Genomic DNA, 24679 nt, shown 5'->3' on the forward strand with positions numbered 1-24679 from the left:
CTGGTTATTATTTTTTTACGTTTAAACCAAAAAGCTCTAGGTCCCACTGACGGTTACCACGCTTTAAAGTTACAAATTCACTATTAATGCTCGCGACGCGATAACCCTTAAATAGCTCGCCTTTTTCAACAAGCTTGTTATCCATAATCGCGACACAAGCAGTACTTGGCTTACACACAATACTGTTGAGCGTAGGCAGTCGGTACTGTTTTGCTTTTGGTTTCGCTGACGTTTCAACCGCAGGCTTTTCCCAGCCAAGTGGTGCCGTTGGATCTTGGTTCGCCCAAGCGGTTCCTGCCGCAGCCATGACAAGTAATGAGATGATGAGTTTTTTAACCACCAATAAACTCCTCTCGAGATCCTAGTGTGTAGACTTCCAACACAAGCTTCGCTTTCGGGTACTCTTCGACTTTGTAACTAAAGCTGCGCCAATAATAACTGGCAGGAAGGCTCTCCAACTTATTTAGGTAATTGGCAATAGAAAAGTAGTCGCCAGTCAGCTCCATACGTACAGGGTGTACGTAGTAACCAGAGTATTGCGATGCTTCTTTATCTTCCGTAATTGGCTCAGATGGCAAAGTTTGCAAAGACAAAAGGTGAATGCCACTTTGCTGCTCTAATACATTTTCCAGCAGCTCAGCCATTTGCGAAGGTGTAATAAGGTGTTCGATGATCTCCGCTAGCTGCATCGAAAGGTGCTGACTTTCTGTTAGCAGGTTAGATATCGCGCGATCAATCTCAGCGTTTGGATCTTTCTTCAGCTGCGCTTGAATACGTAGCGTGTCGATTTCAATCTTTTGATTGGCTTGCTTTAAATTGCTTAGTTGCCTCTCATTACTGATGATCTCGTTAAGCTTTGGTTCCAGTACCAGCGTAAAAAGCAACATGATCACGACAACTAAACCACACAGCGCGATAAGCACTTTTTCACGCGCGCTCATTTCGCCAAAGCGCTCTTCTAATGAGAGCCAGAATTCGTTCATTTCTCTTTATCCTCGCGCGTTTTTAGCTCAAACGTCACAATATCCTTATCATTTCGGCCAATTTTGACGTCGTCAAATGTCCGGCCAACCAAGCTAATTTCATTTTTAAATTGGTTAACCCAACTTGGTACTGAGCTCGGCTTTTTCGCCAGTCCCTTCAGATCTAAGGTATGGTTATTGATTCGAATTTCGGACAAAGAAATTTCTTGGTTTCCTAGCTTAGCTAATGATTGCATCACGCCAGAGTAACCCGTACGCTGCGAGTCATCGTATTTCCCGACGGCTTTAATCGAGTCTCGCTTCGCCTTGACTTCACGCTCTAAGCGGGCTTTAGCTGCCAGCTTATTATTGTCGGGCTGATGCTTACGTAGCTTGACTTGATAGCGTTCAAGCTCTGACTTCATGATATCGCCTTTGCTTTTTACAATAGCAATTTCATCTTCTAAACCACTGCTCTGCCAAGTCACATAGCCGTAAGAGAGTAGAATGGCCGCAGCCGCGACACCCCAAGATAACGCGATATTTCTTAGTGTCAGGAGCTCTTTTTTCGGCTTTAAGTAATCAGGGTATAAGTTAACGCGTCGAGTATTAGAAGCCGCAGCAGCATCTGCTAAAACGTGTCCTGATAACTCATGTTCTGGTGGTAATAACGGAGAAACTTTAGTGCTTAAACGGTAGTTCAGAGACTGAACAAGCTCACTCTCATCCTCCTCATCACAACACACTTTCAATTGATGCAGCTGCACATGGCGCAACTGAGAAGAAAGATAATCAATCGAACGTTGCAGTTCTAACGAGAGGCTATCCATCTGTAACTCGCTAGACGGAACCCCCGTTAACGGTGGCGTCACACTGCGAATCGAACGATGGAACGCGATAGTATTTTCGACAAAAGCGCTAATACGGAAGTGACCACGCACACTGCGTTGTAATAATAGGAAGTTACCTAGTTCACCTGCGGTCTCTCCCCAAATGTCGTCTTCAGGAAGAATAGCTTCTAATGGCAACTGGGCGCGACTGGCCAGTAACACGATCTTATCCAACATTTTTCGTGATAAGACGTAAGCTTGCACTTTGGTTGAATTGGGTAACTCGACCGCATCGGCAATGATGTCAATGGCACGCTCAGAGATCAGTTCTTTCAACAAAAACGGTAATGCTGCAGGCCATTCTTGGCGCGGCATGACAGGTTTGTCGATTTGATACATCTGATAATAGTTATGAGAAAGGACAACCGTTAGAGAATCATACGCACTCGCAGCAACGCTCAATGCTTGCTCTACGGCTTTCTCCCAATTGGATTCAGAAATATCAAATTGGTATGGGCGGCCACTTTTTATTGAAGATGATAAATAAACGGCGTCTGGCTGAATAACCAAAAAGCAGGAACGACCACCACCAGATGATCGTTTGAGCTTGTCGAGTAGTGCTTTGAAGTCCATGATTATTATCTTTATTTTTTACGCCAGCGATTTCGTCTTCCCAATTTCACTTGGGATTCTGATTGAGAACTTGGCAATGCTTGTGGACGAGGAAGAAACTGCTGCTCTGCAGAGAAGTAACGCCCTTGCCCACCATAAACCCCGAGCTCAATTAACGTGTTGAGCTCGTTTTGATTCTCAATTCCCACTGCTATGATTTTAGTTTTACTGTTTGCCGCAGCACCTAGCATGCTGCGGACAAATAGCTGGTTCTCATGTCGCTGGTCGATTTTTGCTACTAAACTGCGATGAAGTTTAAGGTAACGAATATCCACTTCTTTTAAATAGTGAGTGCTGACGATGGTTCGTCCAGCCTGCCCAACCATTAAGTGGCACCCTAAACCGGCCAGCATTTTAGCGACTGGTCGCATAAAGTCTAAGTGTCTTACAAATTGTGCTTCAACAAACTCAAAACTGAGACACTTTCTCTGTTCACGTGACAACTGTAAGAGTTCATCACGAAACCATTTAAAGTACTCTCGGTTAGAAAAAGGCGTTACATTCAAATTGAGCGCATACTCTCTCGAGTTATCAAAATTATCCTTAAATTCTCTTAAGAACTTATTAATAACTGACTTATCCATTTGCGCTTCATAACCAACCTGTCTGATCGCAGAAATAAACCGAGACGCTTTAACAATACCATTCTCAGGATCGCGAATCCGGCATGTTAACTCTTCATATAATGATTTTTTATGCGTCGCGTCACTTATTGGGTGCACAGATTGTGCGTAGAGTATCACATTTTCTGGTGTAAGTGCTGTGTCAAATAACGTTCTCCACCTCACACTTCCGCGAGCTTCTTCATCGTGGTTCCATTTTTTGAAGCGACTCCAATTATTGTTATTTTGTAGTTGTGCACTACGCAAAGCTGTCTCTGCCTCATCGATGATTTGGCTGTGTCGCTCACCCTCTTTATAAGTAGTGATGCCTATATGGCACCAGTTGTCTGGGTCGAGTGGCTCTGGCGGAATTAATTTTTCTAACTGGCGAATGCATTGTGATGCCAAATTAGCCACATCTTTGGCACTTTGATGCGGCAGAAATAACGCAAAATCAGCATCGTAATAACGAGAAAACACAACATCAGGGTATCGCTGAACTAAGTTGGATAATAAACTCCCAACTTCAACAATAAACTCATCCGTAATTTGCTTATCTTGCTCTTCTTCAACCAGTTTCCAGTCTTGAATACGTACTAGCAACACGGCGCCGCGAGCCCACTTTCTAGTAACGCCGATTCCAGTTTGCTATCAAACAGCACTCGATTGGCGGTACCTGTTAACTTATCAAGGAAGGTTTGAGTTCGAATAAAGGTATCAAATCGGCTTCGCTCTTGACGCGCATCTTGTAACTCTTCAATTAATACATCGAGCGCTTCACTGGCAGTATAAGGCCATTCTTTTTTGTCACCTTTTGCATACTGCTCTACCCGACCAGCAAGGATCATCCTGCCTCGCTCTTCGAGCATTTCAGAGCCTTCTAATTGCTCCTTAAGCCACGCAACGCCGCGCATTAAACAGAAGATGATCAAGATAACGGCAAGCGTGATCGACCAAAGCGCCTGCATTGAGTAGCTGTAACCTAAGTAAGGCGGGATCGCTTTAAAATGAATCGTGTAATCTTGATTGTGAGTCAGTTGGTATTCTGTCTCAAACAAGACTGACGCTTCCATTTGATGAGAAGTATCTTTGAAGCGATAAACAACCGCATTGTTGGTCGACAATGTCATTTCGACAATATTGGAAGCCTGCAGCATTTTCGGCATCCAGCGCTGCATAGAATAAGCAGCGTCAGGATCTTCCATCTCCTTGTCGACCACCTCTACGATCCCTTCTAAATAATGGGTGAGATATTCCTGCCCAAGACGTTTAAAAGAGAGGGTGCCACCGACAAACAAGATAAACATGGCGCAGATGACGATCATGGTGACAAAAGCCACCAGCCGTGTGCTTAACTTAAGAGTTGGGGTATACCTCATGAATACCAAATTCCTTTTTTATTCATCATATACCTTATTGAAATATTTATACTTGATAAGAGTTCATCAAACAATCGGATTCGTCTGATAGTGAGAGGCTGGAGCATAAAGAACATCACACTCATTGATAAGTTTTATTGTTACGCCTAACCTTGCTGAGATAAGCCTTTGAGATCATTAGATAGTGACAATAAAAAAGACCGCGATATTCGCGGCCTTTTCGATTCAAACATAAGCAGAATTTAGAACGGGATATCGTCGTCAAAATCCATTGGTGGCTCATTGTACTGCTGCTGTGGTTGCTGCGGAGCCTGCTGTTGTTGCTGTTGCTGAGGCGCATTGTACTGCTGCTGAGCTGGTTGTTGAGGCTGACCCCATCCACCTTGCTGCTGCTGTTGACCGCCCATTGGTGCGCCGCCACCTTGACCACGACCGCCAAGCATTTGCATCACGCCGTTGAAGCCTTGAACAACGACTTCAGTTGAGTAGCGATCTTGACCGCTTTGGTCTTGCCATTTACGAGTTTGCAGTTGGCCTTCAATGTATACTTGAGAACCTTTACGCAAGTACTCACCTGCTACTTCCGCAAGCTTGCCGAACAACACAACACGGTGCCATTCCGTTTTTTCGCGCTGTTCGCCAGTCGCTTTATCACGCCATGAATCAGAAGTCGCAATAGTAATGTTTGCTACTGCACCGCCGTTCGGCATGTAACGAATTTCAGGGTCGTTACCTAGATTCCCCACCAAAATAACTTTGTTAATTCCACGGCTGGCCATGATGTGCTCCGTTTCACTCTGGATATATAAAATTTTAGCGCATTAGAATAGCACGCTTTAATGTTTTGATTAAAGTCTAATACCATTGTGATCTAATGAGTCACTTACTAGAACCCAAATCGCATTTCAACTTACGCATGTAGCACTTTTGATTCGCGTTGCAGACATCGTTTCGTGAAGCTTTGAATTCGAACGCATTTATTCAGTAAGACTATGGTTATAACCTCTCTTTAATGCCAACTTATGGCCTTTATTGAACGCTGGGAGATTTGAACACGTGAGAAAGTCGGCTTACGCAAGAAAGCTATTTCTGATCAGTATGGAAGATAATGCGCAAAAAAAGGTGGCGGCACTCGAAAAGTACATTGATATGAGCATCCCGGTGATTTCAACCGAAGCACTCATGGAAGCTAAGCCACAGCATCGTAACAAAATCCTACTGATCGACTTCAGTGAACATAAATCACTCGTTCAATCGATCAAAAACTTACCGCTGGTATGGAAGAACTTTGAAACCGTTGTGTTCAATGTTCCTAAAAGGCTGACCACAGATGAGCTGCTTTCATTTGGTCAATTAAAGGGGCTGTTCTATTCCGAAGATACGCTAGAGCAAATTGGAGAAGGATTAAAAGGCATTGTTAACGGTCAAAACTGGCTGCCGCGTAATGTAACCAGTCAACTTTTACACTATTACCGTAACGTCATTAATACTCATACTGCCCCAGCCACGGTAGACCTAACCATTCGCGAGCTGCAAGTACTGCGTTGCTTGCAAGCTGGCGCATCGAACAGCCAAATGGCCGAGGAATTATTTGTCAGTGAATTCACCATCAAATCGCACTTGTATCAGATATTCAAAAAGCTATCAGTGAAGAATCGCGTTCAGGCTATCGCGTGGGCAGATCAAAACTTAATGTCATGATGCGATGCTGCGACTCTAATGACTGAAATGACGAGTCGCTCATCTTTTTTCCGCACTGAGTCTCACACTTTTTCCTACTTTATTCATGATTCATTGACGACTCTCGTGTTAAAGTTATGCGCAGATTCTTGATAATAACGAGATAGGATATTCCCCCAATGATTAAAAAATGTCTGTTCCCTGCTGCAGGCTATGGCACTCGCTTCTTACCGGCAACGAAATCTATGCCAAAAGAGATGATGCCAGTCGTGAATAAACCGCTTATTGAATACGGCGTTGAAGAAGCAATTCAAGCTGGTATGAACGGCATGTGTATTGTGACGGGTCGTGGCAAACACTCTATCATGGACCACTTTGATAAGAACTACGAACTGGAACACCAGATTAGCGGTACCAATAAAGAAGAGCTATTGGTAGATATCCGTGAAATCATTGAATCTGCAAACTTCACTTACATCCGTCAACGCGAGATGAAAGGCTTAGGCCACGCGATTCTGACCGGGCGTGAACTGGTGGGTGACGAACCATTTGCCGTCGTTCTTGCTGATGACCTTTGTGTCAACGAAGAAGAAGGCGTGCTAGCTCAAATGGTGGCGCTATTTAAACAGTTCCGTTGTTCTATCGTTGCCGTACAAGAAGTCCCAGAAGATGAGACTCACAAATACGGCGTTATCTCTGGTGAAATGATCAAAGATGACATCTACCGCGTAGACGACATGGTAGAAAAACCTGAGAAAGGCACGGCACCAAGCAACCTTGCGATCATTGGTCGTTACATCCTGACTCCCGATATTTTTGAACTGATTGAAAACACAGAGCCAGGTAAAGGTGGTGAAATTCAAATCACTGACGCGCTACTTAAACAAGCAAAAGCGGGCTGTGTCTTGGCTTATAAATTCAAAGGCAAACGCTTTGACTGTGGTAGTGTTGAAGGTTACATCGAAGCAACCAACTACTGTTTTGAAAACCTTTATCTAAAAGATGAAAAAGCCTCTGAGTTAGGTAAACACGCAACACAAAAAGCGGTATAAAGCATCGTCGTAGTACGAAATTATTGTTTATAAAGCCCAGCATTATGTTGGGCTTTTATTTTTACTGTTTTTTTATCCAGTAATTTTCTTTGCACATTTCTCACACTATGTAATACTTGCCCCACTTGGTTATACATAGAGCAAAAACGATGGATAAAATAGAAGTTCGCGGTGCCCGAACCCATAACCTCAAAGACATTAATCTTACAATCCCTCGCGATAAACTGATTGTCATTACTGGACTAAGTGGCTCCGGTAAATCCTCTCTCGCTTTCGATACATTGTATGCAGAAGGCCAACGACGCTACGTAGAGTCTCTCTCTGCCTACGCTCGTCAGTTTTTGTCTCTGATGGAAAAACCCGATGTCGACCATATTGAAGGGTTATCACCCGCAATTTCTATTGAACAGAAGTCAACTTCTCATAACCCGCGTTCAACCGTCGGTACAATTACCGAAGTGTACGACTACTTACGTCTGTTGTATGCTCGTGTGGGTGAACCCCGCTGTCCAACGCACCATGCCCCTCTTGCCGCACAAACCATCAGTCAAATGGTGGACAAAGTTCTAGAGATGCCAGAAGGCAGCAAAATGATGCTGTTGGCACCCATTGTCAAAGAGCGTAAAGGTGAGCATGTTAAAACGCTTGAGAACCTGGCGGCTCAGGGCTTTATTCGTGCGCGTATTGATGGAGAAACTTGCGATCTATCTGATCCTCCAACCCTTGAGCTACATAAAAAGCACACCATTGAAGTCGTGGTCGACCGCTTTAAAGTTCGTCCCGATCTGCAACAGCGCTTAGCGGAATCTTTCGAGACCACGCTCGAGTTATCAGGTGGTATTGCGGTCGTCGCACCAATGGATGGAGACGGTGAAGAGATTATTTTCTCCGCCAACTTCGCTTGTCCACAATGTGGTTACAGCATGCAAGAGTTGGAGCCGCGACTTTTCTCATTCAACAACCCTGCTGGTGCGTGTGGCACTTGTGATGGTTTGGGTGTGCAGCAATACTTCGATCCAAGCCGAGTAATTCAAGATGATTCATTAAGCTTGGCACAAGGTGCGATTCGCGGTTGGGATCAAAAGAACTATTACTACTTCCAAATGCTCACCTCATTGGCTGATCATTATGGTTTTGATCTCCATGCACCTTTTAATTCTCTGCCAAAGAAAACGCAAGATGTCATTCTAAAGGGCTCAGGTCGTACTGAGGTTGAGTTTAAATACATCAACGATCGTGGCGATATTCGTGTTAAGCGCCATCCATTTGAAGGTATTCTGAATACCCTAGAACGTCGTTATCGTGATACAGAATCCAACTCTGTCCGTGAAGAGCTTGCGAAATACATCTCCACTAAATCTTGTTCAAGCTGTGGTGGTACTCGTCTGCGCCTTGAAGCACGTAACGTGTTTATTGCTGATACGACACTGCCTGAGATTGTTGAACTTAGCATTGCTGATGCATTGGAATTCTTCCATTCCTTGAAACTGGAAGGTCAACGTGCCCAAATCGCCGAAAAAGTGATGAAGGAAATCAACGATCGCCTGCAGTTCTTGGTTAACGTTGGTTTGAACTATCTGAACCTTTCTCGCAGCGCCGAAACGCTCTCTGGTGGTGAAGCACAACGTATTCGTTTAGCAAGCCAAATTGGGGCGGGTCTTGTTGGTGTGATGTATGTTCTGGACGAACCGTCGATTGGTCTCCACCAGCGAGATAATGAACGCTTATTAAAAACGCTTACTCATTTGCGCGACTTGGGGAATACCGTACTCGTGGTAGAACACGATGAAGATGCTATTCGCTGTGCGGATCATGTCATAGATATCGGTCCTGGCGCTGGCGTACACGGTGGTAATGTTGTCGCGGAAGGCACCATGGAAGAGATAATCGCAAATCCGAATTCTCTGACAGGTCAGTACTTAAGTGGCGTTAAAGAAATCGCAGTACCGAAAGATCGCACGCCGCGTGATCCGAAAAAAACGGTTGAGCTCTTAGGCGCAACAGGTAATAACCTTAAGAACGTTAATCTCTCTATTCCTGTTGGGTTATTCAGCTGTATTACAGGGGTATCTGGCTCAGGTAAATCAACGCTGATTAATGATACTTTCTTTAAAATTGCTCACACCCAACTCAACGGAGCAACAACGGCTCAACCTTCACCTTATAAATCGATTAAAGGCCTAGAGCACTTCGACAAGGTTATCGATATCGATCAAAGCCCAATTGGTCGTACACCTCGCTCTAACCCTGCAACCTATACGGGGATCTTTACCCCAATCCGTGAACTGTTTGCAGGCACACAAGAGTCGCGTTCTCGCGGTTACAAGCCTGGACGTTTTAGCTTTAACGTACGCGGTGGTCGTTGTGAGGCCTGTCAAGGTGATGGTGTCATTAAAGTTGAAATGCATTTCCTACCAGATGTTTATGTGCCATGTGATGTATGTAAAGGTAAGCGCTACAACCGTGAAACACTTGAAGTACGTTACAAAGGCAAAACCATTGATGAAGTGCTAGAAATGACGGTCGAAGACGCCCGAACGTTCTTTGAACCCGTACCTGCTATAGCACGTAAGCTACAGACTCTAATGGATGTTGGCTTGTCTTACATTCGCCTAGGTCAAGCGGCAACGACACTCTCCGGTGGTGAAGCTCAGCGTGTGAAACTAGCGAGAGAGCTATCCAAGCGTGATACAGGAAAAACCTTGTACATTTTGGATGAACCAACAACCGGCCTGCACTTCCATGATATCCAGCAGTTGCTCACTGTATTGCACAGACTTCGCGACCACGGAAATACTGTCGTGGTGATCGAGCATAACCTAGATGTCATTAAGACTGCGGACTGGATTATCGATCTAGGGCCTGAAGGGGGACAGGGTGGCGGCGAGATAATCGCTCAAGGCACACCTGAAGATGTGTCGCAAATCGAGGGTTCGCACACAGCTCACTTCCTTAAGCCTATGTTGAAGTAGAAAAAACAGGTAAAGTACCGAGACCAGCAAGTGCTGGTCTTTTTTCATTCAAAACAACGCAATAACTATGGCTACTATACATGTAAGTGGAACAAAGCTTTCTCCCGAAAAAGTACAGGTTCCCCTCAATCGCAAGTTTCTCATTGCCTTGGCAACACTATTTGTGTTGGCAATGCACTTTTTCATGCCCAACCCCGGCGGTTCAGGGCTTTCACTTTCTTTCAATGCGACAACTTGGATTGCTTTTAGCTTTGCATTAGGCATTGGGTGCTACCAACTCGCGAATAATCGAGCGCTACGTTACTCAAAATTAACCATCGGCTTGTTCATTAGTGCTCTTATCATGACAGTGCCCATTCTGTACCCAAATGCGAATAGCAGTTTGGCAGCCAATAAGCTCATTGGCCTGTGGTGTGGTGTCCTGTTCTTTATTGTCTTACAACAATTTCATTTCAGTAATAAACATCGCCAACGCCTATTATGGTTCATTGTCCTTGCGGTTGTTATCGAAGCCATTTTTGGTCTGACACAATATCTGTATCTCAAACCAGGCAATCCGTTTGGTTACGACACGGTGGCCAATCGTCCTTATGGTATTTTCCAACAGCCCAATGTAATGGCCAGCTTTCTTGCGACAGGGTTGGTGATTGCTAGCTATTTACTTGCACGTCAGCCCTACAAATACGACCGTAAGTTAAGCGATGTTTACCTTCTCTATGCCGTACCAGTTTTAACTTTACCACTAATTGTGGCGTTGGCTTCACGCACTGGTTGGTTAGCCTCGGTCATCGCCGTGTTGTTGGTCATTCCATACATGTACCGCTTTGCAACCAAAGGGCGCTTTATCCGCTGGGTTGTGTCACTTGTATGTGGGCTCTTACTCTCAGTCGTTGTCATGCATCTTGCCTTTCCTGATGGAGGTGGGTTAGCCGCAGAAAAAGTAAATATGGAGTCTCCTCGAGCGTATACTTTTCCGCAAACATTAGACATGGTGATTGAAAAGCCTTTTACTGGTTATGGATATGGCAAGTTTGAATCTGAGTACATGCTGTATACGGCTCGTCAACATGCCCTTAATGAGAATTACCCAGCAGGTTTGCCTGCTATGGATCATCCGCATAACGAGCTGCTTTACTGGGGAGTAGAAGGTGGCTTACTGCCAATACTCGGCATCTTCTTAGCGATGGCACTGGTACTGTATCGAATCTATCAAGCCAAACGCGGAACTCGTCTTGCGTTGCTGGCCTTGTTTATACCTATCGTATTGCACTCACAACTGGAATACCCTTTCTACCACTCTCTCGTGCATTGGTTGATCTTCGTTATCCTACTGTACTGGGTCGATCAGCGCGTCTCTCGTTATCGACAAGTCGGCTTTAGTAATGTAACCAAAAGCTTGCTGCGTGTTTTTAGTTTGGTACTTCCCGTTGCGTTTACGTTTTACATGGTAAGCGCATTACATACGAACTATGTATTGACGAAGTTTGAGACCACTAGGCCAACTAACCCTGATATTCTGAATCAAGTCAGTAACCCTGTAGTTTGGAAAGACAGGTTTGATTGGGATGTCTATAGCACGTTTTTAAACATTGGGCTGTACCAACAAGACGCAACCTTGATTCAGCCTTATATCGATTGGTCGCTAAAAATCATCAAAGATAAGCCTCGCCCTGCATTTTATAATAATTTGATTTTGGCCTACCAAGGCTTAGATGACTCAAGTAAAGCGGAGCAAATCAGAGCTGAAGCGCAGTTTTTGTTCCCGAAGATTGATTTCAGTGACGTCAATTACCGACCACCTTCTCAAGCAATCTCTGCCTCACCAGCACCCACTTCAGGTGCAGAGTAATAATTACAAAAAAGCGAAGGGATGACCTTCGCTTTTCTTTATCTCATTGCGGTATAGCTTTATTCAGTGAGTGACTCTTCTAACGCTTTTAAGCACAGTGCAACGTTTTCAGGTCGAGCGCCGTAACCCATTAAGCCAATACGCCACGCTTTACCAGCTAATGCCCCGAGGCCTGCACCAATTTCTAGGTTATAGGTTTCTAGCAAGTGAGCACGAACTTTTGCTTCATCAATTCCTTCAGGCACGTAAATCGCATTTAATTGCGGCAAACGATGGGCTTCGTCCACAACAAATTCAAAACCTAGCTTTTGTAGGCCATTTTTGAGTTTTTCATGCATCAGTTGATGACGAGCCCAAGCGTTTTCTAATCCTTCATTTTTCAGTATCAATAAAGCTTCATGAAGCGCATACAAGCTATTAACTGGCGCCGTATGATGGTAACTACGCTTACCTTCTCCACTCCAATACCCCAACACTAAACTCTGATCGAGGAACCAACTCTTTACTGGTGTTGTTCTTGCTTGAATCTTTTCAATCGCGGCAGGAGAAAACGTCACTGGTGAGAGCCCTGGTACACATGACAAACATTTTTGACTGCCAGAGTAAACCGCATCCAGTTGCCATTCATCCACTTTTAACGGCACACCACCAAGTGACGTCACCGCATCAACAATAGATAATGCATTATGCTGTTTCGCCAGCTTACCCAATGCTTGAGCATCACTGACTGCACCAGTTGAGGTTTCCGCATGCACAAAAGCAAGAATTTTTGTATCTGGGTGCTGTTCGAGTGCTTGCTCGACTTTATCAATGGAAACAGGCGTCCCCCATTCATCATCGACGATAACAACTTCACCACCAGCACGGACGACATTTTCGCGCATGCGTTCACCAAAAACACCGTTACGGCAGACGATCACTTTGTCGCCTTTCTCGATCAAGTTTACAAAGCAGGTTTCCATCCCTGCACTACCTGGCGCTGAAACCGCAATAGTGAACTCATTGTCAGTTTGAAAGGCATACTTCAATAGCTGCTTGAGCTCATCCATCATACCGATAAACAGAGGATCAAGGTGACCTACGGTAGGACGGCTTAGCGCTTGTAACACTTGAGGATAAATATCAGAAGGACCAGGTCCCATTAAAATACGGTGAGGTGGAATAAAGCTTTGGATCGACATGTCAGCTCCTTGATTATCTTTTATCCTGAGCATTCTAAAAGTTCTATTCAATAACATGGCTCAGGTGTAGGGTTCTTCACCCTAATAGATTTTTCCTCTATCAGCAATTAGCCGTAAGTATGGAGGTCAAACCAGTGTCACAAAATCGTTAATAAAAAACACCATAAAGGTTGAAATATTAATTGACATTAAGGCCTCAAAACCGTTCAATGTTTGAGCTTTATGTAGAAGAGGAGCGCTACCCAGGTAGATGATTTGTGGAACCGCAATTCCAACACCAATCATTGAGGGGGAGTAGTGCCGAGGTAAGTCAAAGTTGCAGGGTTTGACTTGTCGGTTGAATTGGGCTGAATCCCATCAACTGTCATCAGCGCAGTCTGATGAAGGGCTTCTGAGGGTAAATTTTTCAAATAGCATTCTAAATACCTCTCTTTTTGCTCTGTTCCTTTTCTCACTAAACATTGGATGTACAATTTTTTAGGAAGTCGTGGGAGAACGCAGTGAGCGCATTTAACGTAGCTAAATTCGGTGGAACCAGTGTTGCCAACTTTGAGGCAATGAGTCGTTGTGCCACCATTATCGAAAACAATCCAAATACTCGCTTGGTCGTGAGCAGCGCTTGCTCTGGCGTCACCAACCTATTGGTAGAACTCGCCAACGGTGTTCAGGATCAAACGCACCGTACTGAGCTGCTGCAAAATCTGGCCAACATTCATGACGCCATTTTAACTCAGCTCGAAGACAGCACGAAAACTGCTGCCGAGGTGTATGGCATATTAGATACCGTAACCAGCCTGGCCGAGGCTGCATCTATCCAAGCTAGTGCGAAGTTAACCGATCATTTGGTCGCATGTGGCGAACTCATGTCGACGCATATTCTAACTCAGTTAATGTGTGAGCGAGGCATTCAAGCTGTGCGCTTTGATATCCGCGATGTGCTGCGTACTGATGACAACTTTGGTCGCGCGGAGCCAAACATTGAAGCAATTTCGACGCTTGCACAAGATAAACTCGTACCACTTTGCCAACAATCCGTTGTTGTTACTCAAGGCTTCATAGGATCTGACGAAGCCGGTAATACAACAACACTAGGTCGAGGAGGCAGCGATTACAGCGCCGCCTTAATTGCTGAGAGCGTCAAAGCGGCAGGGTTAGAAATCTGGACTGATGTTCCGGGCATCTACACAACAGACCCGCGAATTGCGCCAAAAGCCTCACCAATTCCCGAGATCAGCTTTAGTGAAGCTTCAGAAATGGCTAACTTTGGCGCTAAAATCCTTCACCCTTCTACGCTAGTACCCGCATTGCGCCACGACATTCCGGTATTTGTAGGGTCATCGAAAGAGCCAGAAAAAGGGGGAACTTGGATTCGTCACCAAGTCGAAAGCTCACCGTTGTTCCGTGCGCTAGCTTTGCGTTGTAACCAAACCATGGTAACGCTACGCAGCGCCAACATGTTCCACGCATACGGCTTCTTAGCAAAGGTCTTTGAGATCCTTGCAAAGCATAAGATCTCTGTCGATTTGATCACGACATCTGAAATCAGTGTATCGTTAACACTTGATCAAACTGATACCTCTGGCGGAGCACCACAGCTGCCGCAAGCTGTACGAGAAGAGTTAGAAGAGTTATGTAAGGTAGAAGTTGAACATGACCTATGCCTCGTTGCTCTCATTGGTAACAACATGAGTGAGAGTAAAGGCTACGCGAAACAGGTTTTTGGCACGCTAGAAGACTTTAACCTACGCATGATTTGTTATGGTGCTAGCCCTCACAACTTATGCTTCTTGCTCCATGAATCGGTATCGAAACAAGCCATACAAAAACTCCACACCGAGTTGTTTGAGAAGTAAGTTCAACTCAATAAAACAAAGGGCTGCGTATCTGCAGCCCTTTGTTGTTTCAATAGTTGTTACATTTGAACGAGGTAAACATCAATTTAACCGTTAATGTTTGGCCCTAACCATTTTTCAGCCTCGATCCTATCCCACCCTTTGCGATCGGCGTAGCTCTCTAGCTGATCTTCTTGGATCTGTGCGATCGCAAAGTAACGTGAGTCAGGATGAGAGAAATACCAACCAGAGACTGACGCGCCCGGATACATTGCATAGCTGGAGGTTAGAGTCATGCCAATGTTCTCTTCCACATTAAGTAGCTCCCAAAGCGGTCCTTTTTCAGTATGCTCAGGGCATGCTGGATAACCCGGCGCAGGGCGAATACCTTGGTATTTTTCACGAATGAGATCATCGTTAGATAAATCTTCATCCGCAGCATAACCCCAAATTTCTTTACGGACACGCTCATGCAAATACTCAGCAAACGCTTCGGCTAGGCGATCTGCCACCGCTTGAATCATAATTGCGTTGTAATCATCTCCCTGTGCTTTGTATTCATCAGCAAGCTCTCGTTCACCAATACCACCAGTGACAGCAAATGCCCCTATCCAATCATGTTTACCCGACTCTTTAGGTGCGATGTAGTCAGATAAACAATAGTTGAATCCTTTTGGTTTCTCGGTCTGTTGTCGCAAGTTACGTAATACTTTCACAACGTCGGTACGAGTTTCATCAGCATAAACTTCAATGTCGTCCCCCACGCTCGCAGCTGGGAATAAGCCACACATTCCACGCGCTTTTAACAGGCCTTCTCGCTCAACTCGATCAAGTAACTCGTTGGCATCTTCGAATAAACGTTTTGCTTCTTCACCAACTTCTTCATGTTGGAAAATTGTTGGATACTTACCCACAAGTGACCAAGTCATAAAGAATGGTGTCCAATCAATGTATTGACGTAATATAGCCACATCAAAATCACCGAAGATATGAATGCCAGGCTTAACAGGCACTGGAGGGGTGTAAGCTTCCCAATCGATCGCAACTTTATTCGCTCGAGCCGCTTCTAATGTCACTGGTTTGGTTCTCGGTTTCTTTCGATGATGTTGATCACGTACTCGTTCGTAATCAGCTTCAAGTTTTTCAACAAATTCAGGGCGACGTTCATCTGACAGAAGAGAAGTACATACGCCCACTGCACGTGAGGCGTTGTTCACGTAAACAACTGGATGCTTGTAATTTTGCTCAATCTTAACTGCTGTATGGGCTTTTGACGTTGTTGCGCCACCGATGAGAAGAGGTAAGTTAAAGTCGAGACGCTCCATCTCTTTTGCAACATGCACCATTTCGTCTAATGAAGGTGTGATCAACCCTGACAAACCAATAATATCGACGTTCTCTTCTTGCGCTACTTTTAAGATCTTTTCGCAAGGAACCATGACACCAAGATCGATAATTTCGTAGTTATTGCACTGCAATACAACGCCAACGATATTTTTCCCGATATCATGTACATCACCTTTGACCGTCGCTAGCAAAATCTTACCGTTTGTTTGTCCCACCTGCTTTTCTGCATTGATGTAGGGCTCGAGATGCGCTACCGCTTGCTTCATCACTCGGGCAGATTTTACGACCTGAGGAAGGAACATTTTACCTTCACCAAACAAGTCTCCGACGACGTTCATCCCATCCATTAGTGGACCTTCAATCACCTCTAATGGCTTTGAAGCGTTGACACGAGCCTCTTCGGTATCATCAACGATGAACTCAGTTATTCCTTTCACTAACGCGTGCTCTAAACGCTTTTCAACAGGCCAAGTTCTCCACTCAAGTGCAGAGGCATCCTCCTCTTTACCTACCCCTTTGCCTGCGTATTCCGCCGCGATATCTAACAATCTCTCAGTGGCGTCATCACGACGGTTAAGAACGACATCTTCCACAGCCTCACGCAATTTTTCAGGCACGTTATCGTAGATTTCTAACTGACCCGCATTCACAATCCCCATATCCATACCATTTTTAAAACAGTGGTAGAGGAACACCGCGTGAATCGCTTCACGTACATAGTTATTGCCACGGAAAGAGAATGAGACGTTAGAAACACCACCCGAGATCATCGCATATGGTAAATCACGTTTGATATCGCCAACGGCTTCAATGAAATCCACCGCGTAGTTATTATGCTCCTCGATCCCCGTAGCAATAGCAAAAATGTTTGGGTCAAAGATGATGTCTTCTGGTGGAAAGCCCACTTCATCAACGAGAATTCGGTAAGCGTTGGTACAAATTTCTACTTTGCGCTCACGTGTATCTGCTTGCCCAATCTCATCAAACGCCATCACAATCACAGCCGCACCGTAACGGCGGATCAACTTAGCTTGTTCAACGAATTTCTCTTTGCCTTCTTTGAGAGAGATCGAGTTAACAATGCCTTTGCCTTGGATGCACTTAAGACCGGCTTCAATAACCTCCCACTTGGAAGAGTCGACCATGATTGGTACTTTTGAGATTTCAGGTTCTGACGCACAAAGGTTTAAAAATCGAACCATACAAGCTTGTGCATCCAACATGCCTTCATCCATGTTGATATCGATAATTTGAGCGCCATTTTCAACTTGTTGACGAGCCACATCGAGCGCTTCATCGTACAGCTCTTCTTTAATCAAGCGTTTAAAACGCGCAGAACCGGTTACATTAGTACGCTCACCGACATTGATAAATAAAGAGTCTTTATCAATCGCGAGCGGCTCTAAGCCAGACAAGCGACAAGCAACGGGAAGATCAGGTAATTTACGAGGGGCGATATTTTCAACCGCGAGTGCCATTTGGCGAATGTGCTCAGGAGTTGTACCACAACACCCACCAATTAAGTTTAAAAAGCCACTTTGAGCCCACTCTTTAACATGCTTAGCCATATCTTCTGGCGACAAATCGTATTCGCCGAATGCATTCGGAAGCCCAGCATTTGGGTGAGCGGAAACAAAAGATTCTGATATACGCGAGAGCTCTTCAACATAAGGACGAAGCTCATCTGGGCCCAGCGCACAGTTCAAACCAAACGAAATCGGTTTAACATGACGTAATGAGTTGTAAAACGCTTCTGTGGTTTGACCGGATAATGTCCGACCGGAAGCATCGGTAATAGTCCCCGAGATCATCACAGGTAACTCAATACCCATCTCTTCAAACACACTTTCAACAGCAAATGAACAAGCCTTAGCGTTAAGAGTATCGAAGATGGTCTCGATAAGAATAAGGTCAGAACCACCTTTAATCAGCGCTCGAGTCGATTCAGAGTAAGCCTCAACTAACTCGTCGAAAGAAACATTTCGATATCCGGGGTCATTTACATCAGGAGAAATAGAACAAGTGCGGTTCGTCGGCCCTAAAACCCCTGCGACATAACGCGGTTTATCGGGTGTTTTTGCGGTCCATTCGTCTGCAACTTCACGTGCAAGCTTGGCAGCAGCAAAGTTAATTTCTTCACTTAGGCTTTCCATCTCGTAGTCAGCCATCGCAATGGTTGTTGCGTTAAACGTGTTGGTTTCGAGAATATCTGCACCCGCTTCTAAATATGCAGCGTGAATTTCCTTGATAAGTTGAGGCTGACTTAGAACCAACAGGTCGTTGTTACCTTTTAGATCACAATGCCAATCCGCAAAGCGCGTTCTTCGATAGTCTTGCTCTTCAAGTTTGTATCCCTGAATCATGGTTCCCATACCACCATCAATCAAAAGAATACGTTGCTTCAATTGAGCTTCAATCTGTTGTCTTACGTTACTTCCCACAGTACAGCCTCATTCCTTTAGTTATCTTTCCATCCTATCACACAAACTTCAGGAGTCTAGACGTCTAAACGTGGAATTAATGATTATTTTATCTCCTTCTTAACTTACAAAATAATCGCGAAAAAATGTTTGCTATTTAAGCAGCATCAGTCGAGAATCCCATTCATAAAATGTTACAAATAGAGAGCTCTATGTCGGTCTATCATACTTTATGTTTTCTATCCGCAGCTGCGATGCTAATTGCTTTTGTAAACAGCAAGATAGGAAAGATGCAAACCACCATTGCGATTACCGCAGGTTCAATGGTGCTTTCACTTCTAATCTTAATTGCGGGCCAAAACAACTGGTTCCACCTCACCGAAATTGCGACAGAAACGGTCACAAGGATCAACTTCGAAGATTTCTTGCTCAAAGGCATTCTTGGCTTCTTACTATTTGCGGGTGGATTAGGCATCAAACTCCCGAACCTTAAAGATCAAAAATGGGAAATTACCGTTTTGGCTCTCGGAGCCACCCTGTTTTCCACTTTCTTTATCGGGTTTGCGCTCTACGGATTCTGTCAGTTAATTGGCATCCAATTTGATTTAGTCTACTGCTTACTTTTCGGTGCACTTATATCGCCAACTGACCCAATCGCTGTACTCGCTATAGTTAAAAAGCTCGACGCTCCCAAGCGTATCTCCACCCAGATTGAAGGAGAATCGCTATTCAATGACGGCTTCGGTTTGGTTATCTTTGTCACTCTATTTACGATTGCATTTGGTACTGAGGCACCAACTGTAGGTAGTGTCACCTTGCTCTTCATCCAAGAAGCTATCGGTGGTATCACTTATGGTTTCGTCCTCGGTTTGCTATTCCACTACTTAATCAGTGCCACCGATGATCACTCAATGGAGTTATTACTTACTATTGGTGTCCCAACGGCAGGTTACGCATTTGCTGAATACATCCATGTATCAGGCCCACTCGCGATGGTTGTATCCGGTATTATGATTGGCAACTGGACACGCTTTATTGGCTTTTCAAAAGAGAGTGAAGACCACCTTGACCACTTTTGGGAACTCGTCGATGAGTTCTTGAATGGCGTGTTATTCCTACTGATCGGTATGTCGATGCTGCTATTTGAATTCCACAAAGAAGACTGGATCATGATGGCTATCTCAGTCCCTCTTGTGCTGGCAGCGCGCTATTTAAGCGTATTTCTCTCGTACATTGGCTTTAAGCGTTACAGAAAATATAACCCGTGGTCAGTACGTATTTTGACATGGGGCGGCTTACGCGGGGGCCTTGCATTAGCAATGGCACTTTCCATTCCATCTGGTATTTGGGTGATTCAAGATAAGTTAATCGATGTAAAAGAGATTATTCTTGTAATGACCTACTCCGTCGTTGTTTTCTCTATCCTCATTCAAGGCTCAACAATCACCCCAATGATTGAAAAAGCAAAAGATGAAGAGAAGAAAATGGAAGAGAACAACCAAGCAATAACCACTCCAGAGCATACGGAGCCAGTGGACTCTTAAAGGCACGTAACTTAATAGATGAAAAAGCAGCTACCTAGCTGCTTTTTTCATATCTAATCTTCGGACTCCCCTTCAAGAACAAAACGCTTGTTACTCTTTGATATACAGTTAAATATCCGAATAATCGTCACGCTACGGTTTCATAGATACTAACTATTGCCGATAGATAGCATCCATGGAGGGAGTCTTTTAGTTTAAGCATTTTCATCATCACTTCTCTTCCCTTAGCAATATAGGCTCCCTGTAAACACCACAGCTAAACTTCCACAACACTTAACAATGAGCGACTTTGTATTTGTATAGAGAAAGAAGCATTGAAGATGATTGCGAGATCACTCCCCCAAACGGGCTTGAAATCCCACCAAACTAAGGCCTGAGCTAGCACTCAGGTTGTTCAAGCCCTTAGCAGAAGTTTAGAGTCCTCATACTTGATCTCAGCGACACTGAACTTATATTCAAAGTTGTTCTGTTTTCGAGATAGGAACAAAGCGACACCTCGAACGACTAAGTTCTATCACATAGCTAGATATTTCTAATATGTTATAGAGGAATCTTTGGTAAGCACGTGCTGGTACTCAAAACGAGAGCTCGAGACTGGCATCAACTAGTTCATGACAGGGCTTAGAAAGCATAGCGAAGAGGGAAGCCTGCCTCTCAATGCAAGGTTTCAATATGGAAATGGGATTAAGGTAAGTCGGGTAACCAAAACGAAAAAAGCCCCAGTCTTTCGACTGAGGCTTAATATAAGTGGCGGAGTGGACGGGACTCGAACCCGCGACCCCCGGCGTGACAGGCCGGTATTCTAACCAACTGAACTACCACTCCGCAGTGGTATCACTCGCTTGTAATCAGCAAGTGTCCATAATTTAAAGCCTGGCGATGTCCTACTCTCACATGGGGAAGCCCCACACTACCATCGGCGCTATTTCGTTTCACTTCTGAGTTCGGCATGGAAATCAGGTGGGTCCAAAACGCTATGGTCGCCAAGCAAATTCTTTACGTTTTGTTTTAGGCTTTAAACTAAAAACTAAAACAAACAGTAAATGGTGCTGATACCCAGAATCGAACTGGGGACCTCATCCTTACCAAGGATGCGCTCTACCGACTGAGCCATATCAGCACATTATTTATGTCCGTCAGGACTAAAAAAGCCCGCTTTTACAAACGGGCTCTCTTAACTTTTGTTTTCACATTTTAATAATGTAAAAACTAAATTTAAAGCCTGGCGATGTCCTACTCTCACATGAGGAAGCCCCACACTACCATCGGCGCTATTTCGTTTCACTTCTGAGTTCGGCATGGAAGTCAGGTGGGTCCAAAACGCTATGGTCGCCAAGCAAATTCTTTAATCTGGAAAGCTGTTTCTTAATTCTCGTTCTTACACATTCAATGTTCTTTCATTGAGTCCATCAAAACCCCTTGGGTGTTGTATGGTTAAGCCTCACGGGCAATTAGTACAGGTTAGCTCAACGCCTCACAACGCTTACACACCCTGCCTATCAACGTCGTAGTCTACGACAACCCTTTAGGATACTTAAAGTATCAGGGAGAACTCATCTCAAGGCTCGCTTCCCGCTTAGATGCTTTCAGCGGTTATCGATCCCGAACTTAGCTACCGGGCAATGCGTCTGGCGACACAACCCGAACACCAGAGGTTCGTCCACTCCGGTCCTCTCGTACTAGGAGCAGCCCCTTTCAATTCTCCAACGCCCACGGCAGATAGGGACCGAACTGTCTCACGACGTTCTAAACCCAGCTCGCGTACCACTTTAAATGGCGAACAGCCATACCCTTGGGACCGACTTCAGCCCCAGGATGTGATGAGCCGACATCGAGGTGCCAAACACCGCCGTCGATATGAACTCTTGGGCGGTATCAGCCTGTTATCCCCGGAGTACCTTTTATCCGTTGAGCGATGGCCCTTCCATTCAGAACCACCGGATCACTATGACCTGCTTTCGCACCTGCTCGAATTGTCATTCTCGCAGTCAAGCGGGCTTATGCCATTGCACTAACCTCACGATGTCCAACCGTGATTAGCCCACCTTCGTGCTCCTCCGTTACGCTTTGGGAGGAGACCGCCCCAGTCAAACTACCCACCAGGCACTGTCCGCAACCCCGATAAGGGGTCGACGTTAGAACATCAACACTACAAGGGTGGTATTTCAAGGACGGCTCCACGCAATCTAGCGACTGCGCTTCAAAGCCTCCCACCTATCCTACACATGTAGGGTCAATGTTCAGTGCCAAGCTGTAGTAAAGGTTCACGGGGTCTTTCCGTCTAGCCGCGGGTACACTGCATCTTCACAGCGATTTCAATTTCACTGAGTCTCGGGTGGAGACAGCGTGGCCATCATTACGCCATTCGTGCAGGTCGGAACTTACCCGACAAGGAATTTCGCTACCTTAGGACCGTTATAGTTACGGCCGCCGTTTACCGGGGCTTCGATCAAGAGCTTCGACCGAAGTCTAACCCCATCAATTAACCTTCCGGCACCGGGCAGGCGTCACACCGTATACGTCATCTTACGATTTTGCACAGTGCTGTGTTTTTAATAAACAGTTGCAGCCACCTGGTATCTGCGACTCTCAATAGCTCCATCCGCGAGGGACTTCACCGTCGAGAGCGTACCTTCTCCCGAAGTTACGGTACCATTTTGCCTAGTTCCTTCACCCGAGTTCTCTCAAGCGCCTTGGTATTCTCTACCCGACCACCTGTGTCGGTTTGGGGTACGATTCCTTACAATCTGAAGCTTAGAGGCTTTTCCTGGAAGCATGGCATCAATGACTTCACATCCGTAGATGCTCGACGTCGTGTCTCAGCCTTAAAGAGAGCCGGATTTACCTAACTCTCAAGCCTACGCACTTGAACCTGGACAACCGTCGCCAGGCCCACCTAGCCTTCTCCGTCCCCCCATCGCAATTGTAAGAAGTACGGGAATATTAACCCGTTTCCCATCGACTACGCCTTTCGGCCTCGCCTTAGGGGTCGACTTACCCTGCCCCGATTAACGTTGGACAGGAACCCTTGGTCTTCCGGCGAGGAGGTTTTTCACCCCCTTTATCGTTACTCATGTCAGCATTCGCACTTCTGATACGTCCAGCATGCGTTACCACACACCTTCAACCGCTTACAGAACGCTCCCCTACCCAATACTCAAAGAGTATTGCCGCAGCTTCGGTTTACTACTTAGCCCCGTTACATCTTCCGCGCAGGCCGACTCGACCAGTGAGCTATTACGCTTTCTTTAAATGATGGCTGCTTCTAAGCCAACATCCTGGCTGTCTGAGCCTTCCCACATCGTTTCCCACTTAGTAGTAATTTGGGACCTTAGCTGGCGGTCTGGGTTGTTTCCCTCTCCACGACGGACGTTAGCACCCGCCGTGTGTCTCCCGGATAGTACTTACTGGTATTCGGAGTTTGCAAAGGGTTGGTAAGTCGGGATGACCCCCTAGCCTTAACAGTGCTCTACCCCCAGTAGTATTCGTCCGAGGCGCTACCTAAATAGCTTTCGGGGAGAACCAGCTATCTCCAGGTTTGATTGGCCTTTCACCCCTAGCCACAAGTCATCCGCTAATTTTTCAACATTAGTCGGTTCGGTCCTCCAGTTGATGTTACTCAACCTTCAACCTGCCCATGGCTAGATCACCTGGTTTCGGGTCTATATCCAGAGACTGAACGCCCAGTTAAGACTCGGTTTCCCTACGGCTCCCCTAGATGGTTAACCTTGCCACTGAATATAAGTCGCTGACCCATTATACAAAAGGTACGCAGTCACAGGACAAGCCTGCTCCTACTGCTTGTACGTACACGGTTTCAGGTTCTATTTCACTCCCCTCACAGGGGTTCTTTTCGCCTTTCCCTCACGGTACTGGTTCACTATCGGTCAGTCAGTAGTATTTAGCCTTGGAGGATGGTCCCCCCATATTCAGACAGGATATCACGTGTCCCGCCCTACTCGATTTCACTGAATATGCGTCGTCAGTTACGGGGCTATCACCCTGTATCGCCAAGCTTTCCAGCTTGTTCACCTAACGCCTATAAAGCTTAAGGGCTAGTCCAATTTCGCTCGCCGCTACTTTCGGAATCTCGGTTGATTTCTTTTCCTCGGGGTACTTAGATGTTTCAGTTCCCCCGGTTCGCCTCGTTATGCTATGTATTCACATAACGATACTTACTTATGTAAGTGGGTTTCCCCATTCGGAAATCCCAGACTCAAATGGTTTTTACTACCTAATCTGGGCTTATCGCAAGTTAATACGTCCTTCATCGCCTCTGACTGCCAAGGCATCCACCGTGTACGCTTAGTCACTTAACCATACAACCCGAAGGAGTTTCGAATTGATGTTAAACAAC

12 protein-coding genes, 2 tRNA genes, 3 rRNA genes, 1 pseudogene and 1 riboswitch are annotated in these 24679 nt (G+C 45.4%); of the genes and pseudogenes, 6 read left to right on the forward strand and 12 right to left on the reverse strand.

The features are described 5' to 3' along the window. Positions 1-7 precede the first annotated feature (7 nt). From P4S59_RS13875 to P4S59_RS13895, 5 genes and pseudogenes are all read right to left on the reverse strand, one after another. Positions 8-340: a hypothetical protein gene (locus P4S59_RS13875; RefSeq protein WP_046873588.1), complete on the reverse strand. Its 333-nt coding sequence runs from the start codon at positions 338-340 to the stop codon at positions 8-10. Continuing rightward, positions 333-983, reverse strand: a complete 651-nt coding sequence (gspM, locus tag P4S59_RS13880) for a type II secretion system protein GspM (RefSeq protein ID WP_104974757.1) — start codon at positions 981-983, stop codon at positions 333-335. Before gspM ends, P4S59_RS13875 begins: the two co-directional genes overlap by 8 nt. Continuing rightward, positions 980-2425, reverse strand: a complete 1446-nt coding sequence (locus P4S59_RS13885) for an MSHA biogenesis protein MshI (protein WP_337168552.1) — start codon at positions 2423-2425, stop codon at positions 980-982. The genes gspM and P4S59_RS13885 overlap by 4 nt, the downstream gene beginning before the upstream one ends. A gap of 11 nt (positions 2426-2436) precedes the next feature. Next, positions 2437-4445, reverse strand: a pseudogene (gene csrD, locus P4S59_RS13890) (RNase E specificity factor CsrD). A 242-nt stretch (positions 4446-4687) separates the two neighbouring features. After that, positions 4688-5224: a single-stranded DNA-binding protein gene (locus P4S59_RS13895; RefSeq protein WP_012841367.1), complete on the reverse strand. Its 537-nt coding sequence runs from the start codon at positions 5222-5224 to the stop codon at positions 4688-4690. A 277-nt stretch (positions 5225-5501) separates the two neighbouring features. Here P4S59_RS13895 and P4S59_RS13900 point away from each other — a divergent pair, with 277 nt between their 5' ends. The 4 genes from P4S59_RS13900 to P4S59_RS13915 all read left to right on the forward strand — a co-directional run bounded on the left by P4S59_RS13900 (position 5502) and on the right by P4S59_RS13915 (position 11998). Further along, entirely contained in the window at positions 5502-6146 is a 645-nt protein-coding gene (locus P4S59_RS13900) for a LuxR C-terminal-related transcriptional regulator (RefSeq protein ID WP_005397417.1), read from the forward strand. A gap of 158 nt (positions 6147-6304) precedes the next feature. Next, positions 6305-7177, forward strand: coding sequence for a UTP--glucose-1-phosphate uridylyltransferase GalU (galU, locus tag P4S59_RS13905; protein ID WP_005397418.1), 873 nt, complete (start codon positions 6305-6307; stop codon positions 7175-7177). Between the two features lie 149 nt (positions 7178-7326). Beyond that, positions 7327-10149: an excinuclease ABC subunit UvrA gene (gene uvrA, locus P4S59_RS13910; RefSeq protein WP_301568568.1), complete on the forward strand. Its 2823-nt coding sequence runs from the start codon at positions 7327-7329 to the stop codon at positions 10147-10149. 67 nt (positions 10150-10216) lie between these two features. Continuing rightward, on the forward strand, positions 10217-11998 hold the full coding sequence (locus tag P4S59_RS13915; protein ID WP_337168553.1) for a PglL family O-oligosaccharyltransferase: 1782 nt from the start codon (positions 10217-10219) through the stop codon (positions 11996-11998). Between the two features lie 59 nt (positions 11999-12057). On the opposite strand, the gene P4S59_RS13920 is transcribed toward P4S59_RS13915, so the two are convergent. After that, positions 12058-13179 (reverse strand): pyridoxal-phosphate-dependent aminotransferase family protein, encoded by a 1122-nt coding sequence (locus tag P4S59_RS13920; protein ID WP_337168554.1) that lies wholly within the window; start codon positions 13177-13179, stop codon positions 12058-12060. Between the two features lie 220 nt (positions 13180-13399). After that, a riboswitch (Lysine riboswitch) is annotated at positions 13400-13578 on the forward strand. 101 nt (positions 13579-13679) lie between these two features. On the opposite strand from P4S59_RS13920, the gene lysC reads away from it, so the two are divergent. Then, a complete protein-coding gene (gene lysC, locus P4S59_RS13925; RefSeq protein WP_042523508.1) occupies positions 13680-15032 on the forward strand; it encodes a lysine-sensitive aspartokinase 3 in 1353 nt (450 codons plus the stop codon). Between the two features lie 86 nt (positions 15033-15118). Here lysC and metH read toward each other — a convergent pair whose 3' ends face one another. Continuing rightward, positions 15119-18799: a methionine synthase gene (gene metH / locus P4S59_RS13930; RefSeq protein WP_337168555.1), complete on the reverse strand. Its 3681-nt coding sequence runs from the start codon at positions 18797-18799 to the stop codon at positions 15119-15121. 191 nt (positions 18800-18990) lie between these two features. Between metH and P4S59_RS13935 the strand changes: the two genes are divergently transcribed. Continuing rightward, on the forward strand, positions 18991-20322 hold the full coding sequence (locus P4S59_RS13935; RefSeq protein WP_041852885.1) for a cation:proton antiporter: 1332 nt from the start codon (positions 18991-18993) through the stop codon (positions 20320-20322). Positions 20323-21070: 748 nt separating this feature from the next. Here the strand turns inward: P4S59_RS13935 and P4S59_RS13940 are convergent. The 5 genes from P4S59_RS13940 to P4S59_RS13960 all read right to left on the reverse strand — a co-directional run bounded on the left by P4S59_RS13940 (position 21071) and on the right by P4S59_RS13960 (position 24641). Next, positions 21071-21147 (reverse strand) — tRNA-Asp (locus P4S59_RS13940). 46 nt (positions 21148-21193) lie between these two features. Beyond that, positions 21194-21310, reverse strand: a 5S ribosomal RNA gene (gene rrf / locus P4S59_RS13945). Positions 21311-21366: 56 nt separating this feature from the next. Further along, a tRNA-Thr gene (locus tag P4S59_RS13950) sits at positions 21367-21442 on the reverse strand. A 100-nt stretch (positions 21443-21542) separates the two neighbouring features. Next, positions 21543-21659: ribosomal RNA gene (gene rrf, locus P4S59_RS13955) — 5S ribosomal RNA — on the reverse strand. 93 nt (positions 21660-21752) lie between these two features. Further along, positions 21753-24641 (reverse strand): 23S ribosomal RNA (locus P4S59_RS13960). Positions 24642-24679 lie beyond the last annotated feature (38 nt).

This window comes from Vibrio sp. M60_M70 (assembly GCF_037162085.1).
Classification (GTDB): domain Bacteria; phylum Pseudomonadota; class Gammaproteobacteria; order Enterobacterales; family Vibrionaceae; genus Vibrio; species Vibrio diabolicus.

Bases quoted from the DNA above. Each gene is read 5' to 3' on its own strand.
- galU (WP_005397418.1), top strand. From the start codon at position 6,305: ATGATTAAAAAATGTCTGTTCCCTGCTGCAGGCTATGGCACTCGCTTC.
- P4S59_RS13920 (WP_337168554.1), bottom strand. From the start codon at position 13,179: ATGTCGATCCAAAGCTTTATTCCACCTCACCGTATTTTAATGGGACCT.
- uvrA (WP_301568568.1), top strand. From the start codon at position 7,327: ATGGATAAAATAGAAGTTCGCGGTGCCCGAACCCATAACCTCAAAGAC.
- P4S59_RS13935 (WP_041852885.1), top strand. From the start codon at position 18,991: ATGTCGGTCTATCATACTTTATGTTTTCTATCCGCAGCTGCGATGCTA.
- gspM (WP_104974757.1), bottom strand. From the start codon at position 983: ATGAACGAATTCTGGCTCTCATTAGAAGAGCGCTTTGGCGAAATGAGC.
- P4S59_RS13885 (WP_337168552.1), bottom strand. From the start codon at position 2,425: ATGGACTTCAAAGCACTACTCGACAAGCTCAAACGATCATCTGGTGGT.
- P4S59_RS13915 (WP_337168553.1), top strand. From the start codon at position 10,217: ATGGCTACTATACATGTAAGTGGAACAAAGCTTTCTCCCGAAAAAGTA.
- P4S59_RS13895 (WP_012841367.1), bottom strand. From the start codon at position 5,224: ATGGCCAGCCGTGGAATTAACAAAGTTATTTTGGTGGGGAATCTAGGT.